This window comes from Alkalibacillus salilacus (assembly GCF_030812915.1).
In the GTDB taxonomy this organism is placed as follows: domain Bacteria; phylum Bacillota; class Bacilli; order Bacillales; family Alkalibacillaceae; genus Alkalibacillus; species Alkalibacillus salilacus.
This window is the reverse complement of the sequence record NZ_JAUSTQ010000018.1, coordinates 22976-37063: the sequence shown is the minus strand read 5'-3', so window position 1 is coordinate 37063 and position 14088 is coordinate 22976. Positions and strand designations below refer to the sequence as shown.

Here is a 14088-nt window from a genome sequence, read left to right as displayed (position 1 = left end):
ATTCATTCCATTATAACAGGGGGGGATGTCCATAACATAACAAACCCCAGCTAGGGACTTTTTTTATTAAGTCCACTAACTGGGGTATAGTTCATGGGTCGAGCAATGGCGTTTTCTTTTATATGTATTTATGATTTATTTCCTGTTATTAATTTTCTTATTTATATTTTCAATCGAACACAAAAATCATAGATTCAATCAACGAAATGAAAAAACGGTACATATTGCTTTTATCTGGACAATAGTATTGTTCTTTGTATTGTATTTCTTGTTTTAAGCATACCCTTAATTAGCTATAATGCCGCCTCTATAACATAGTTGTCATACGATAAGTATTTGTTTTTTAATTGATTAAAAGTCCGATTAAACATTATGTTTACAGTATACTGTTAATTATAAGGATATTTTCTTTTTAAACTGTAAGAATGCCAGCATTATTGTCAAAATAACTAGAGAACTTAATGACAATGTTAAAGTCCCATGTCTAAAAGTTAATTCCCAATTTCCACTGATAGCTGCTTGTTCCTGAGTGACAATTGAAGCTACTGAATAATAACTAAATGGATTCCATTGTGCATAATCTGCAAAGAAAGCTATCTCTGTCATCCCGCTTCCTAATAAATAAATAACAAGCGTGCACATTAATCCTACTAATAAATGGTTTGTCATGAGCGACATTAGAAAATAAATAGTAAAACTAAAAATCAAAATACATACAAATAAGGTAAGTGCTTGTACTAAATATGTGCCTAAATTGATAAAGCTATATAATTCACCTTCTTCATACCTTAGGATCGGAAAATTCCAATCACCAAATCGATCAAAGATAAACCCAAGTGCTGTTGAGATGATCATAACACTACTTAAAGTGATTAAAATGATTATGACACCAGCCATAAATTTATTTAAAAACAAACTCAGTTGATTAATTGGTTGTGTGTAAAGGAGATTGATAGGCCCATCTTTGCGAAAGCCTTCTTTAGTTGTAATATCAACTACTATAAGAATTAAAAACAACACACCTAATGCATTAAATGCCATGTCGGATAACTTTTTTTGGAAGTATAACGCACTGGCTGAAAACTTCTCTGCCTTCATTTCAGCTGCTTCTTGAGACCTTTCACTATCGAATTGGTCATAAACAGTTGTAGAGAATCCTGTTGGAAAAATCGGCTTTACTTCCTTTTCGAGAATTAATTTATTTCTTTCTAAATTACTTTCCAATGTGAACAAGCTTCGATTAATTGAGTGTTACCGTTCAACTGTTTTTCTTGTTCAATGAGTTTCTGGTCATTTTCAATAAACGTACTAAGTACCTGTTCCCAGTCATCGTTTTCAAATCCACTTAATCGCATTTCAGCTTTGTTAACAGCTTCTTCTAACAAAGTGATTTCTTGTTCAAATCGCTTTTCCTCTTCTTCATTCAATTGTCCATTTTCAATCAAAGCTTCTAATTCATTTATTCTTTCTTCATTGGAACTAATGGTATTTTGATCTGATATGTTCTGTTGTTCTATTACATTTTGAGCATTCAAATAAACAACTATGAAGTAGGAAATCAAGAGGACTGTTATGCTTAGTAGCACCATTTTGAACAAATTCGTTCTAACTATTTTCCTTAATTCGAACATCAATAAATTCATATTATAATCAATCCAATCACAGAGCTTACTGTCTTTTAATCAACAACTTAGACAACCAAATTAAGATTGAAGAAAGGAGAATAGCTGCAAAAATCCCCTCATACCATAAGAATGTTGACTGGTTAACGATTGCTTCGTGTACAAATAAATTCATAAATGGGTTGAACCACCCGCTTATATAATCTAATAAAATATCGTTTATTAGATTAACCAAAATAATCGAAATAAGTAATGCAAGCATCGCCATAACAGTATTTTTAAACAATAAGCTTAATAAGAAGTAATATGAGAAAAATAATATAAAAGCGACAGTGACTAACAATAAACTTTTAGTTAAATACGATATAATGCTAATAAATGCTATTCCATCACTTGTGTGAATCAGAATTGGATAGTTAAAGCTACCCTCTTCACCGAAAAATGTACTAATCACAAATGTAAATAATAAGATACCTACAATTGATATTAGAAAAACAAAGAAACTAACAGCCATTTTTGAAATAATTAAATTAATACGTTTAATAGGCTGAGTAAACAATAATCGTGCGGATCTGTTTTCATACTCTCTTGTTAAGATGCTTCCTAGAAAAACTAATAAAAGAATGAAAATCCCATATGTAGAAAGCCAATTAAACACTTGCATCATGTAATTAGGTGTAGCAATGCTATATGAATCATGTTCTTTGGGTATATCACGATCTAACAATTCTTCATTCATAGCGTATGATTCAGTTAGTTCTTCGTCTGAAATCGGAAAATGCCCACCTTGTGCTTCGTAGTCTTTAACAATTTCATAAAATTTGTTTTCAGACTCTAATGTCGCTCTCCAGTCATCTTGGCGATGAGCGCTACGGAAATCCAATAACCTATCTTTAATTTCTATGCTAACTTCCAACAGCTCACGTTCCTGGTCATTATCTGAGGTAATTTGGAGTTGATTGCGATGACCGCTTATAATTTGATAAGTAGATTGTAATGTTGATTCAATCTCTGTTTCTTCTTCGTTAATAATCATCGTTTGTAATGATAAATTTCTAACAAAAAAGAAAGTCGATAGACAAATTAATATTAGAATTAGTATATAGAGCTTTTGTTTAGGTATATTTTTTCTCAATTCAAATTTAAGTAGTGTCATGGTAAAGAAACACCACCATACAATTCTTGATAACGTATTTTCGCTCCAGTTTTCCTTTTCTTAATATCTAATATATTCACTTCAAACTCGACTAACCTCTGCAATACTGAGTGAAGATCAACGTCATTTGATTTTACTTGAATACTGTCTTGTTCGAACGTCATGGTTTGATGGTGAAATGAATTTAAAGCTTCCTTGGCTTTACTCATATCCTGTACCGATATGAAGTAATATTCTGCTGCTAAATCTTCAATAGATTCTTTTAGTAGTTCACCATCTTTCAAGAAAAATATATCGTTCGTTAACCGATCGATTTCATCTAAATTATGCGATGACAAGATAATAGTTGTTCCGTTCTCGTATAAATCCAGCAATAGATTCCTGACATTAATAGAATTTGAAGGGTCCATCCCGTTTAAAGGCTCGTCTAATATTAGTAGTTTTGGATTATTAATGATTGCGATTGCTAATAGTAGATGTTGTTTCATCCCTAACGAATAATTTTTCACTTTTTTATCCATATAGGTTGCAATATCAAGCTTATCAATAACTTGTTGCACTTGCGATAGAGGTTGTTTTTGCATACGACATATAAAGTACAAATGCTCATAACCAGTTAAATCTTCATATAATACACGGTTATCCTGAAGATAAGACACATCATAATATAAAGTTGGGTCTGATGGGTCTTTACCAAGTAATTCAATCGATCCTTGATCTGGCCGAACTAAACCCGTCATACAATCAAGTAATGTCGTCTTCCCAGAACCATTCGGCCCAACCAAAGCAATTATCTGAGGCTCATCTATTGAAATATGTATATCGTTCAAGATTTGCCGACCCTTATAACTTTTGAACAATCTTTTCACATTGGTAATCAATAAAACCACACCTTTTAGTAATGCCTCTCATTATATAACCTACTTCATTGCTCTTTTTATACACTAATTCCATATATTTGTCAAAAAATTCATAATATACTATTAATTATGCGTTTCTTCTAAAAGTGAAATATTGTATAGCAACTTTTATGAGGATTACTTGGGTTTCAGTCTTATTTATTAAAATTTTGTTCTCGATGACTATATGAGTAACGTTGTAATACTTTGACTGAAGTGGTAATCTTACTGCCAGTCTTTGAGCAGTTTTAAGCAAGTGTGTATACCATTAGTGAAAGTATGTAATTAAAGTTTTGAGAAGGTATGAGTAAACAAAGGCGCTATTTTCAATTGTTATTTTGGGAATTTTTTGTTAAATTCATTTTATGGAAAAAATCCCCTTGACGGAGAATCTTATATTAGGAAGATATAGTTCTAATTGTTAAGAAATCTGCTTTAGAAGTTATTTTACTATCATTTAGAAATATACAATACAGTCTTGTGTATTTCTGTAATCGAAGGCTAAATAACGGGGTTTTAAGGGAAATGATTGTGAGGGATTTGGGATGGATGAGCGACAGAAAAAATACATTCATTTGGTCATTGGTTATTTTGGTCTTTTACTTATAGGTTTAGCGATATTGAGACACTTATCAATCTTACAGGATACAGCCGGATATGCTCTGACTATGTTTGGCTACATATGTCTTTGTATCTACGTTCAATTTGCGGATAATAAGATAGGCGTTTCTACTAAAGAAAAAATATTCTTCCGTGTAGGTTTCTTAGCCGTTCTAACAGTGGTTGCGATTGATTTATATGGGTTGGAGTGAACAGACTGATATGTGAAGCCTTAACTCTATAAATTTCCGGAGCATCGACACGCTTGCATTATTTACTAGGAAATGAAACTTAGAAAGTCGAATGTTCATCAAAAGAATTCGGAGATTGTTTATCCAAACAAATTTGTTGTCATAGAAGGAGTGGAGTCTTTCTAGGGGGGTTAATATGGATCATAGCAAAGTTATTTTAGATGAAAATGGAACTAAGATAATCAAAGATAAACATGGGCGTACATACTTTTCTATAACGGGGAATGAATCTGTTGTCATTCTTGCAAGGAAAGATGATGATTTTGTATTTATTAAACAGTGGCGAAAACCATTTGGCTCATTTATTGTTCAATTACCTGGCGGTGGAGTTGAACAAGGTGAAAGTCTTGAAGAAGCAGCTAAAAGAGAGTTTTTGGAAGAGACTGGCTTTAAGTGCGACAAAATACATTACCTTGGCGAATTACTAGTAGCCCCTTGGAGAACTAATGAAATTACACATGTGTTTTATACAGACGAATTTGAAGAACAGTTTAATCAACAACTTGAAGCTCATGAAACGATTGAGGTTTATAAAATAAATGTTGAAGAGTGCCTTAAAAAAATTGACGAGAACATTATTAATGACTCAGAAATTAGTTTTGCAATACTTCAATCATTGATAAAAGGATTTGTTTCTAAATAATTTATTGTTCGCTTAAATCGGGGCATTAGTTGTAGAACAATGATTAATTTACGATAGAACACTTAATCTGGGAAGAAGAGACTCATTGAAGTGATAGCTCATAATTTTTAATATTAGTCCTCATTCTATGGAGTTTGTTCATGATGAATATGAATTAGGGAGATTCATAGTTGTTAAGTACATACAACGAATAGAATAGCTGAAATTAATTTAAGAAGTTGTGAACACAGATTACTAGATAGGGTGATTGTCATGTATTCAGTAATTTTTCAGGACGTAATTGAAATCATGCATCACGATTATGCAGGTTGTAAGGACAAAAGGAGTTGGGACAATCCTCAAATGTTCAAACAAAAGATAAATGAACTCGACCAAAAGGGAGAGTTAGATGACCATTTATTTGCGGAAATCGTTGAAGATTATTTATTAGACTTTCAAGATCCTCATATGTTCTTTAATGTCATTAAAGCTAATGGGCAAAAATCAATCGATAATGGATTCAAAGTTCGAAGGTTCGGAGATAAATTGTTTGTTACATCTGTTTTGAAAAAGGAAAAGCTCAATCGAGGTGATGCAATTGTTTCGCTTGATCACACCCCTGTGAAAGAATTAGCAGTTAATTATCAGCGTGAGCTAATGGAAACAGAGGCAGAACGAGAAGATTGGAGAAGAATCATTCAAAAACATAATGTTGCGGATGTGCTCACACCTGAAGGAAAGCATAAGTCAATTCAATTAAATCAGTATGAAAAAGCAGATTACACACCAAAACATACGATAACGAGAATTGATTCAGAAACTTTACTCATGACACTAACTGATTTTTTTGACGCTGAAGTAATCGATCAACTAATAGACAAACACCAAAACTCTCTTATGTCGACTAAGAACCTGATTGTTGATGTACGAACTAATTATGGTGGCAGTTCACTTGCCTATGAAGGTTTAGAAAAATATCTCTTTCCAGCGGGATCGACTCAAGTTCACTTTAGTGATTATGAAAATGAGTTTAATTGTACGGAACGTAATACAGAATTAATGATTGATATCATAAACCAGACTTTAGAAAACATAGACCATGAAGAGTATCGTAATGGGCTGGAACGATACAGAGATGAAACTTGGGTGAATAATAAGGGGAAAGGTTTTATTTCTTTTGATGACGATGAAGAAGAAAATGAAATGGATATCAAAGGCCTAGAATTTCCGGAAAATGTCGTTGTGCTAACGGACAGCTACTGTGGCAGTGCGGGTGATATTTTTGTTTATTTATGTAAGCAATCACCAAAAGTCACGGTAGTAGGAAGGCCAACAAAGGGAGTTAATGATTATTCCGATTTAACGATCCAGAAGTGGCACGATAAATTCGGATTAGGTTATCCAACTTCTAGGTTAAAATCACTAGAGCGTCGAGGTGCTTTAAATAATCCTGGTATAAAACCTGATGTCTACATTCCTTGGACACCAGAGCATATCAATAAGGATGTTGATATGGAGAAAGCCTTAAGTATTTTTAGAGGAAGGATTTAGAGATGAAAAAATCTTTTGCTTATTTAGTTTTGGGCTGTGGGTTGGTTGCTATTATAGGATACTTCACACTAGAAGACACATTTGTAAGTGACGATAATCGGTCAAAAGTTGTTCAAGAAGCTCGAAAGTTTCAGAAAACCAGTAATAGAAAAGAAACGGAAAAAGATACAATGGATGTTTATGATGAAGACGGAGACTATGTGATTACTGTTCCGATAGAGCTTTGGACTGAAAACCAAGAAGAAGACATTAGTTTTTGGAGAGAGAATCGGGAAAAATTTATTGAGGAATACGACTTACCAGAAGAAGACCCTGAAGGTGAAGTTGATTGGGATAAAATAGAGGACTAATCAATTGATCAGTTTAAACAAAAATTGACGTTATTTCCCATATCATAATATTTAAAAGTAACCTGTTAGTGTTTTTGATACATCCATAATAATTAATCTGAGGCTAATTGACTTAGCATGAGGAGTGTGAGCGGGCTTGTTTTATCGAAGGAAGTCATATGTTGTTAAAAGTAGTTTTGTAGAAACGTTTAACGATCATTTTAAACGAACCAACTTGCCCAATCAATTGAAACATGGTGCTCGGTTAGTAGGGCGCTGGATGAAAGCGAATGAAGATGACACGGTCGAAGTATTTGCGATTTGGGAATATGATAGTTATGACGAGTATCTGGCAATAGAAGATAAAGTGAGAAGTGATCGTGAACATGCCAAGCGTGTGAATGACTGGTATGAGCAACATGGTGGTAGAGAATTTGTACTTAGCGAGTATATTTTGGAAGCTAAAAATGAAGCGCTGGAGTCGACTGTGAATTGAATGGGAATATATAAGGCAATTTTTTATAATTTATAATAATGTAATTAGATATACATAATTTCTTTTGATTATTTCTCTTTAGTTATATAAGTGAAAAAGGTCGTTGCGAAATGGAGGATCAATATAATGAAAACCACTAATTACTCTGAAATAGCAGAGAATTACGATCATAACCAATATAGAGTAAGTGAAATTAGTTTTGATTATGATTTAAAAGAGTACGTTGATCACACTCGTAAATCGGAATATCATGTATTGGATTTATCTTGTGGTACAGGTCTTTATCTTGAAAAACAGGTGAATTACTTTTCTGGATTTAATATTAAGTGGAATGGGTTGGATTTATCTGAAGAAATGCTAAAGAAAGCACAAGAAAAAGTGAATAACGTAAAGTTGGTTCATGGAAATGTTGAAGGTATGCCATATGCACCTAATACATTTGATTTTATTTCTAATAACTATTCGTTTCACCATTATAGAGATAAGGAACGAGCATTAAATGAAATATACCGTGTGACAAATAAAGGTGGTATTTATAAATTACATAATATAGCCATTCGCGATATGCCTAATTGGTGGGTTTATCATTACTTTCCTACTGCTTATTATGAAGACTTGAAAAGGTTTTGGAGCAAGGAAATTATTTTTAATGAACTTACAACAAGAGGTTTTCAAGTGAATATGAAAATGGATTACAGGATGGATGAAATACTGGTTAGTGACTACTTAAATTATGCTGAGAACAGAGATATTTCAGTATTAACGTTAATAAGTGATAAAGAATACGAAGAAGGTTTAGATAAAATGAGGTACGATGTAAGCAAGAATCCAGATAAATCTATTGTAAACGACTTTGCTAATATATATTGTTTGGCTAAAAAATAAACCTGAAGAAATGCTGTTAGTTAATACCACCATTATGGAGTGAGGTTGTCGTTGGAAAATGGTTATAGAATGTTAGATTAAAACTTTCGCATCTATCAAACATAACGGAGGTCTACATATGATCAAAGGAATTTATGAAGCACATTTACCTGTAAGTGATATAGCTAAATCAATTGAGTTTTATCAAAATTTAGAGTTGGAATTAGCTCATCAAGGAGAAGCGGTCACATTTTTTTGGATTGAAAAGGGTAAGAGCTGGCTTGGTTTATGGGAATCACCTCAAGTCAAAACACCTTATCACCCATCTCTTAGACATATTGCCTTTCATGTAGAACTGGATGATCTGTTAAAGGCTAAAGATTGGTTGGAAGAACGTGGTGCAACGTTGCGCAAAGCTTTTGGTTTCGAGCCAGAGCAACAACCCATTGTTCTACCAAATAACCCACAAACTCATGCTGCTCTTTACTTTAATGATCCTGATGGTAATTCATTAGAATTGATCACGCCGCTGAGTATTGATAAGGATATTGATTTTGACATGATGTCGTATGAGGATTGGCTTAGTAATAAATAGTCTAGATCATATTCTTGGTATCGAAGAAATGAGGATGAGACTTTTGTTCGCTCAATTAATTATAGGCACTTATATGATTACCTTAGGATTTTTGTATTTATTTAATAAAGGGCTATTCTTGGTGAAAGACAATCTGAGGTACGTAAGCGATGAACGTTCATATCTGAGAAGATTGGCGTTATCACATTTTCTATTAGGGACGCTAATTTTAATCATGGCGTTTGTAGAAGAGATAGTTATTTTCGAGACTTCGACTTTCGTCACGGTTTACATTCTGGCAGCTATTATTCCTCTTACCATGATTCTTTTAAATAACAATAAGCATGTGGGGAAGTTTTTACCTATTAATCTAAAGTAGATAGTTTTCATTAGTGTAACTGGATTTGATCATTCTAGGAGGGATTTAGTTGCCAAAGGGAATTTTACACCATGTAGAGATATATGTTTCAGATTTAAAAGATACGATTGAATTTTGGGGATGGTTTCTTGAGGGGTTAGGTTATGTTCCTTATCAAGAATGGGAAAACGGTCGTAGTTGGAAACTGGATGATACTTATATTGTTTTTGTTCAAGCCGAGGATAGATTCTTAGATGTTCCATATCATAGATGTCGAGTTGGACTTAATCACCTGGCATTTCAAGCGTCTTCGCGCCAACATGTGGATGAAGTAACCAAGAAATTACTAGAAAAAGAAGTCAATATTCTCTATTGGGATAAACACCCTTTTGCTGGTGGCAATGATCACTATGCTGTTTATTTTGAAGATCCGGATAGAATAAAAGTAGAACTGGTTGCACCGAAATAGAAAAACATCATCATTCAATTATTTAATTCATTAACAAAGCGACCTCAACTACAAGTTCTTTAAAGACGGAGAGATATTTATGGAAAAAGTAAAAAAGTATTGCCATTTAATCTTGGCTCTTGGTGTTGTTTTAATCGTTTTAGGTTTATTCATTTCACAAATACCTCCTTCTGGGGGCATGGTTGAAAGAGAAAGAGAGCTAATGCAATATACAGTTATTTCTTGGACTCTTGGAAGTGCTGGTTTTTCTTTTGTACTATTAGGCGGTATTTTCAGGTTATTTATAAGAGATGTAGATGCTGAACTAAGAGGTATTAAATATAAGTTGTTTGAATTAGAGCATAAGAAATAAACGATAAAGCTAACATCCAAACGGAGGCATACATATGATTCGATATCCATTTTTAGATAAAGGTATGACGATTGACGTGACGGCACCATCTTCAGGAGTGCCGAATGAATTGCATGGATTGCTTCACTCAGCTTTCAAACGTATGGAAGAGAAGGGGTATAACATTCAATCAGGTGACACGCCATGGACTCAAGATCAGGCAAAGTCTGCACCTGCTAAGAAACGGGCGGAAGAGTTTAATGCGATGATGCTTGATGACGATGTGGATATTATTATTCCGCCGTGGGGTGGGGAATTGCTTGTTGAGACGCTAGAATATATCGATTTTAACCGTATTCAGAACAAATGGGTCTTAGGTTATTCTGATATTAGTTTGTTATTGTTAGCTATAACGCTAAACACAGGTATTGCAACGGCTCACGGTACAAATTTAGTTGATTTACGAGGGGAGTATTCTGACGAGACAACAGCGATGTGGGAATCTGTTTTATCTACCAAAAAAGGTGAATCTGTTCTCCAACATTCATCGAAAAAATATCAACAAGAATGGGATTTTGAAAACCCGACGCCGCATATATTTAATTTGACAGAGGACACTTACTGGAAAACAACGACTAACGACGATGTCAACGTTCAAGGGCGACTGCTAGGCGGTTGCGTTGATACGATCAGACATTTAATCGGGACGCCATACGGAGATGTGAAGCGGTTTAAAGATCAACATATTCCTGGAGAATCTGTTATTTGGTTCTTTGAAAATTGTGAGCTATCGACAACTGATTTGCGCAGGACACTGGTACAGATGAAATTAGCCGGATGGTTTGATGATTGTCAGGGTATCCTGTTTGGCCGAAGTGGAGCGAATACCCCTGTCACCAATTATACGGTTGAAGATATTTATCAAGAGCTATCTAAAGAGCTGCAAATTCCGATTATTAACGATGTTGATTGTGGCCATCTACCACCACAAATTACATTTGTTAATGGGGCGTATGCTGAAATAGATGTTCGTGATGGGGAAGGGCAAGTGGTTCAGACGTTTAAATCTTGAAGGGTTGGGTTGTAATGGATGCTTTAATGTTAGAAGGATGGACACCCATATTGCTGGTCAGTGTTGTTGTGGCTATAATCATATTTTTTATGTCACGTAAGGTTACTAAGAAGATTCTATTGTTAATTTCAATTGTATTGAGTTTAATTTGTGTTGGGATCCTGATTTACAGTATTGAAGTTGTTGGTGGTTGGGCAGGAATTGGAATAGGAGTTGTCACGCTTAGTTGTTTATTTGGGATAGGGCTTGGTACCATAAGTGGAGCTTTTATAAAGAGTAAATAGTGGCTCTGGCTCCTTTTATAATTATGAAGAGGGGTCGTTAACAGACTTAACAAAAAAGCAGTTGAGAAGAATTCCTCAAGAGATTCCAATAAATCGTGATAAATTTATAAAGTTTTGGAAAAGGCGGTTTGTTAGATTGATTAAAAAGCTTGGGATAATCGTTTTTATCATGATTGCAGTAATATTATTAATTTTGTGTACTTGGTATTTATTCACGTACAGACCAATACCAAATATTGAAACCAATCAAATAAATAGTGGTTCAGTCTATAATTATGAAGAGGACGCCTCAAAAGAGCTAACGAAATCACAGTCAAGACGAGTCGCTGAACAGATTTCACAAGAGATTCCTAAAAGGCCATCTAATCCTTATTGGAATTACTTTGAATATCGGGCATCCAATAACTATACCCATCAGTTAGAACTATTTGATCAAGACGGGAAGCTAGTTTATCGTTATCAAATTAATTTAGAAGAGAAAGCGCGGTTTGCTGTTTTGGAAGAAGGTAGTGTTAATTTTTGGGAAGAGAACCCTTTTCCGTTAACTGATTTTAGATTTAAAGAGATTTTAGACAAAAACTGATCCTATAATCTGTTTTCTAAAAATGAAACGAACATGATTGAGCTGCGAGAGGGAAAGGAGTATACCTATGAATAGCAAATTGGCTTACCTTATATTCTATTGGCTTTTGTATATCGGCGGATTGGCTTCCTATTATTACGTTTTTATTGATTATGGATTTGGAGTTACTGTGATGGTAACGTTTGTTTGCGGTTTGGGAACTATTTTGATTGCCAATGCCCTTGAAAAGCGGTTGTTAATTGTGTTGGGTGTTTTGTTGTGTTTGAGTTCGCTTATTTTTATTGGAGTAAAGACTTTGATAGAAATAATTTAACAGCGTTATCAATGTATGAAATTAATTTTGAACATTCCATTCGAACGATAATGCTTGGTTTAAGACTGATTGCAGTGGTAATTGACGGTATAATTTGATTGTAGAAACTCATAACCAATTTGGTACAGTATCAAGCAAATAAGCGTTATTTAATTTTTAATAAAGGTGGAGGACAATGTACATTATATTAGTATTTATAGTGTTTCCGGCTATTTCATTATTAGCAGGGATCCTAGTCTATTTAAAAAGTAAGATATGGTGGTTAACTCCCTTGACTACAATGCTCATTAACTTTGTTTTCTATTTTATATTCTATTGGTATGTATATGAAAGTATTAGTTTTTTTAATGCCTTAGAAGCAACGTTTAATTATTTTACTTTACCTTTTTTCCTAGTTGTAACTTTAACCGTGTATGTTCATGCTAAATCGAATTTAGCTAATGAATGAAAACTTGTTGTTAGGGAACTCAATGTATAATGTAAGCTTTTTAAAATAGATAGTGAATATAGAATGATATAATGCCCTCGATTCATTTAGAATCATTGCATTTTTACATCATATAAGTACAGTCGTAACTAGAAAAAACACAGCAATTCCAATCATGGAGTAGCCATAGAAGCGATGATTGTCTTTTAGAAATTTGAATCCAAAACCGAAGACCATTACCCCCAAGGTGAAGTACATAAATTCATCTGATAAATATTTAGAACTGTTCCATGAAATGAAGGCAAATATAGCTATAAAGACGACTCCTGCTAACCCTTTCCAGATCATACTCATCTCCTTATTTTTCCAAATTTGTTATTAACCAATATAAAGCGAGATCATGATGGTGTCAACCAGGTATAAGACCCCTGCATTGGACAGCGGAAGATAGTTGATTTGTATTTTTGAACCAAATGTATATGACATTAACGAAACTGTCCAACTAAGAGGAAAAGGTTAAAGAAGAATAAACCACAAGCTAAATAAAGGTTATGTTTGTTTTTCATTTCTTGCTAAAAAAACGTAGTAATAGCTAATCAAAAATATTACTTCTACTAATAATAAGGCACCCATAATAGTAGTTGAAAACATTGAACTGAAATTTAAGATAGCACTTATAAAAGCTAAAATAAATAGAAACATCATTATACTTACTAAATTATATAAAAGCTTATGATTACCAGTTAAACCGTCCATCAACTCGAAAATAATAATAAATATCATAAACATACCTGCAAAAATTAAAATAGCCCCACTCCAGGCTATAAAAGTCTCAAGAGGAGTTGACATTCCCATCGTTAATGGAGAATGATCAGTAATAGTTAACAAGAAAAAGAAAATACTATGAGCCATCATAACAATGACATAGGGTTTGAGCTTTAAAAGTCTTTGATTTGTTTTCCCCAATTCTTGTACCCCAAAATATATCGATACATATCCGATTAAATTAGTTATGTAATATGTCACTCCGACATCTAAAAAACTCAAATTTGTTTTGAAGAAGACAAAGAAGAGTCCTATGAAAATATTGATCATATATAACACACCTCCATTATAGGTGTACATGATTCGAATGTAATTATTACATTCTTTGCCTAGCAATGTTGATTCCTTAAACATCGCGGGATAAAGCTCTCGATATTCTCTATCCTCTACAGTAGACGTAATAATCGTTTTAAATTTTCAGGCTCTATAATTGGCGCATGAATTTATCCGCATTAAAGAGTT

The 14088-nt window shown here is 33.6% G+C and carries 19 protein-coding genes; 13 read left to right on the top strand and 6 right to left on the bottom strand.

The window, feature by feature from the left end:
* Window positions 1-393 precede the first annotated feature (393 nt).
* Genes J2S77_RS13830 through J2S77_RS13815 form a run of 4 tightly spaced genes read right to left on the bottom strand, consistent with a single transcriptional unit; the run spans window position 394 to window position 3647 of the window.
* The gene (locus tag J2S77_RS13830) at window positions 394-1224 is read right to left on the bottom strand and encodes an ABC transporter permease (protein ID WP_306978310.1); all 831 of its coding nucleotides are present in this window, start codon (window positions 1222-1224) and stop codon (window positions 394-396) included.
* Window positions 1209-1643: a hypothetical protein gene (locus J2S77_RS13825; protein ID WP_306978309.1), complete on the bottom strand. Its 435-nt coding sequence runs from the start codon at window positions 1641-1643 to the stop codon at window positions 1209-1211. The genes J2S77_RS13830 and J2S77_RS13825 overlap by 16 nt, the downstream gene beginning before the upstream one ends.
* A 25-nt stretch (window positions 1644-1668) precedes the next feature.
* Window positions 1669-2778, bottom strand: a complete 1110-nt coding sequence (locus tag J2S77_RS13820; protein ID WP_306978308.1) for an ABC transporter permease — start codon at window positions 2776-2778, stop codon at window positions 1669-1671.
* A complete protein-coding gene (locus tag J2S77_RS13815) occupies window positions 2775-3647 on the bottom strand; it encodes an ABC transporter ATP-binding protein (protein WP_306978311.1) in 873 nt (290 codons plus the stop codon). The genes J2S77_RS13820 and J2S77_RS13815 overlap by 4 nt, the downstream gene beginning before the upstream one ends.
* A gap of 575 nt (window positions 3648-4222) precedes the next feature.
* Between J2S77_RS13815 and J2S77_RS13810 the strand changes: the two genes are divergently transcribed.
* From J2S77_RS13810 to J2S77_RS13750, 13 genes are all read left to right on the top strand, one after another.
* Window positions 4223-4489, top strand: a complete 267-nt coding sequence (locus J2S77_RS13810; RefSeq protein WP_306978307.1) for a hypothetical protein — start codon at window positions 4223-4225, stop codon at window positions 4487-4489.
* A gap of 175 nt (window positions 4490-4664) precedes the next feature.
* Window positions 4665-5171, top strand: coding sequence for an NUDIX hydrolase (locus J2S77_RS13805; protein ID WP_306978306.1), 507 nt, complete (start codon window positions 4665-4667; stop codon window positions 5169-5171).
* Window positions 5172-5423: 252 nt separating this feature from the next.
* On the top strand, window positions 5424-6701 hold the full coding sequence (locus J2S77_RS13800) for a S41 family peptidase (protein ID WP_306978305.1): 1278 nt from the start codon (window positions 5424-5426) through the stop codon (window positions 6699-6701).
* A gap of 2 nt (window positions 6702-6703) precedes the next feature.
* Window positions 6704-7051, top strand: coding sequence for a hypothetical protein (locus tag J2S77_RS13795; protein ID WP_306978304.1), 348 nt, complete (start codon window positions 6704-6706; stop codon window positions 7049-7051).
* A 136-nt stretch (window positions 7052-7187) separates the two neighbouring features.
* Window positions 7188-7526 carry an NIPSNAP family protein gene (locus tag J2S77_RS13790; RefSeq protein ID WP_306978303.1) on the top strand — a complete coding sequence of 113 codons (339 nt, stop codon included), beginning with the start codon at window positions 7188-7190 and terminating at the stop codon, window positions 7524-7526.
* A gap of 126 nt (window positions 7527-7652) precedes the next feature.
* Entirely contained in the window at window positions 7653-8411 is a 759-nt protein-coding gene (locus J2S77_RS13785; RefSeq protein ID WP_306978302.1) for a class I SAM-dependent methyltransferase, read from the top strand.
* A 118-nt stretch (window positions 8412-8529) separates the two neighbouring features.
* Window positions 8530-8985: a VOC family protein gene (locus J2S77_RS13780; RefSeq protein WP_306978301.1), complete on the top strand. Its 456-nt coding sequence runs from the start codon at window positions 8530-8532 to the stop codon at window positions 8983-8985.
* A gap of 407 nt (window positions 8986-9392) precedes the next feature.
* Window positions 9393-9791, top strand: coding sequence for a VOC family protein (locus J2S77_RS13775; protein WP_306978299.1), 399 nt, complete (start codon window positions 9393-9395; stop codon window positions 9789-9791).
* A 79-nt stretch (window positions 9792-9870) separates the two neighbouring features.
* Window positions 9871-10143 carry a hypothetical protein gene (locus tag J2S77_RS13770; RefSeq protein ID WP_306978296.1) on the top strand — a complete coding sequence of 91 codons (273 nt, stop codon included), beginning with the start codon at window positions 9871-9873 and terminating at the stop codon, window positions 10141-10143.
* Window positions 10144-10177: 34 nt separating this feature from the next.
* On the top strand, window positions 10178-11194 hold the full coding sequence (locus J2S77_RS13765; RefSeq protein ID WP_306978294.1) for a S66 family peptidase: 1017 nt from the start codon (window positions 10178-10180) through the stop codon (window positions 11192-11194).
* Window positions 11195-11208: 14 nt separating this feature from the next.
* Complete coding sequence (locus J2S77_RS13760; RefSeq protein WP_306978292.1) at window positions 11209-11478, top strand: YesK family protein; 270 nt, start codon at window positions 11209-11211, stop codon at window positions 11476-11478.
* Between the two features lie 136 nt (window positions 11479-11614).
* Window positions 11615-12061, top strand: a complete 447-nt coding sequence (locus J2S77_RS13755; RefSeq protein WP_306978290.1) for a hypothetical protein — start codon at window positions 11615-11617, stop codon at window positions 12059-12061.
* 67 nt (window positions 12062-12128) lie between these two features.
* Window positions 12129-12374, top strand: coding sequence for a hypothetical protein (locus J2S77_RS13750; protein WP_306978288.1), 246 nt, complete (start codon window positions 12129-12131; stop codon window positions 12372-12374).
* A gap of 556 nt (window positions 12375-12930) precedes the next feature.
* Here the strand turns inward: J2S77_RS13750 and J2S77_RS13745 are convergent.
* Together J2S77_RS13745 and J2S77_RS13740 are read right to left on the bottom strand one after the other, a co-directional pair.
* Window positions 12931-13149, bottom strand: a complete 219-nt coding sequence (locus J2S77_RS13745) for a hypothetical protein (protein WP_306978286.1) — start codon at window positions 13147-13149, stop codon at window positions 12931-12933.
* Window positions 13150-13350: 201 nt separating this feature from the next.
* Window positions 13351-13896: a hypothetical protein gene (locus J2S77_RS13740; RefSeq protein WP_306978285.1), complete on the bottom strand. Its 546-nt coding sequence runs from the start codon at window positions 13894-13896 to the stop codon at window positions 13351-13353.
* Window positions 13897-14088 lie beyond the last annotated feature (192 nt).

What these genes read in the sequence shown, in the direction of transcription:
- J2S77_RS13745 (WP_306978286.1), bottom strand. Translation starts at nt 13,149, where the DNA reads ATGATCTGGAAAGGGTTAGCAGGAGTCGTCTTTATAGCTATATTTGCC.
- J2S77_RS13740 (WP_306978285.1), bottom strand. Translation starts at nt 13,896, where the DNA reads ATGATCAATATTTTCATAGGACTCTTCTTTGTCTTCTTCAAAACAAAT.
- J2S77_RS13765 (WP_306978294.1), top strand. Translation starts at nt 10,178, where the DNA reads ATGATTCGATATCCATTTTTAGATAAAGGTATGACGATTGACGTGACG.
- J2S77_RS13795 (WP_306978304.1), top strand. Translation starts at nt 6,704, where the DNA reads ATGAAAAAATCTTTTGCTTATTTAGTTTTGGGCTGTGGGTTGGTTGCT.
- J2S77_RS13800 (WP_306978305.1), top strand. Translation starts at nt 5,424, where the DNA reads ATGTATTCAGTAATTTTTCAGGACGTAATTGAAATCATGCATCACGAT.
- J2S77_RS13770 (WP_306978296.1), top strand. Translation starts at nt 9,871, where the DNA reads ATGGAAAAAGTAAAAAAGTATTGCCATTTAATCTTGGCTCTTGGTGTT.
- J2S77_RS13785 (WP_306978302.1), top strand. Translation starts at nt 7,653, where the DNA reads ATGAAAACCACTAATTACTCTGAAATAGCAGAGAATTACGATCATAAC.
- J2S77_RS13810 (WP_306978307.1), top strand. Translation starts at nt 4,223, where the DNA reads ATGGATGAGCGACAGAAAAAATACATTCATTTGGTCATTGGTTATTTT.
- J2S77_RS13780 (WP_306978301.1), top strand. Translation starts at nt 8,530, where the DNA reads ATGATCAAAGGAATTTATGAAGCACATTTACCTGTAAGTGATATAGCT.
- J2S77_RS13750 (WP_306978288.1), top strand. Translation starts at nt 12,129, where the DNA reads ATGAATAGCAAATTGGCTTACCTTATATTCTATTGGCTTTTGTATATC.
- J2S77_RS13760 (WP_306978292.1), top strand. Translation starts at nt 11,209, where the DNA reads ATGGATGCTTTAATGTTAGAAGGATGGACACCCATATTGCTGGTCAGT.
- J2S77_RS13825 (WP_306978309.1), bottom strand. Translation starts at nt 1,643, where the DNA reads ATGAATTTATTGATGTTCGAATTAAGGAAAATAGTTAGAACGAATTTG.
- J2S77_RS13805 (WP_306978306.1), top strand. Translation starts at nt 4,665, where the DNA reads ATGGATCATAGCAAAGTTATTTTAGATGAAAATGGAACTAAGATAATC.
- J2S77_RS13820 (WP_306978308.1), bottom strand. Translation starts at nt 2,778, where the DNA reads ATGACACTACTTAAATTTGAATTGAGAAAAAATATACCTAAACAAAAG.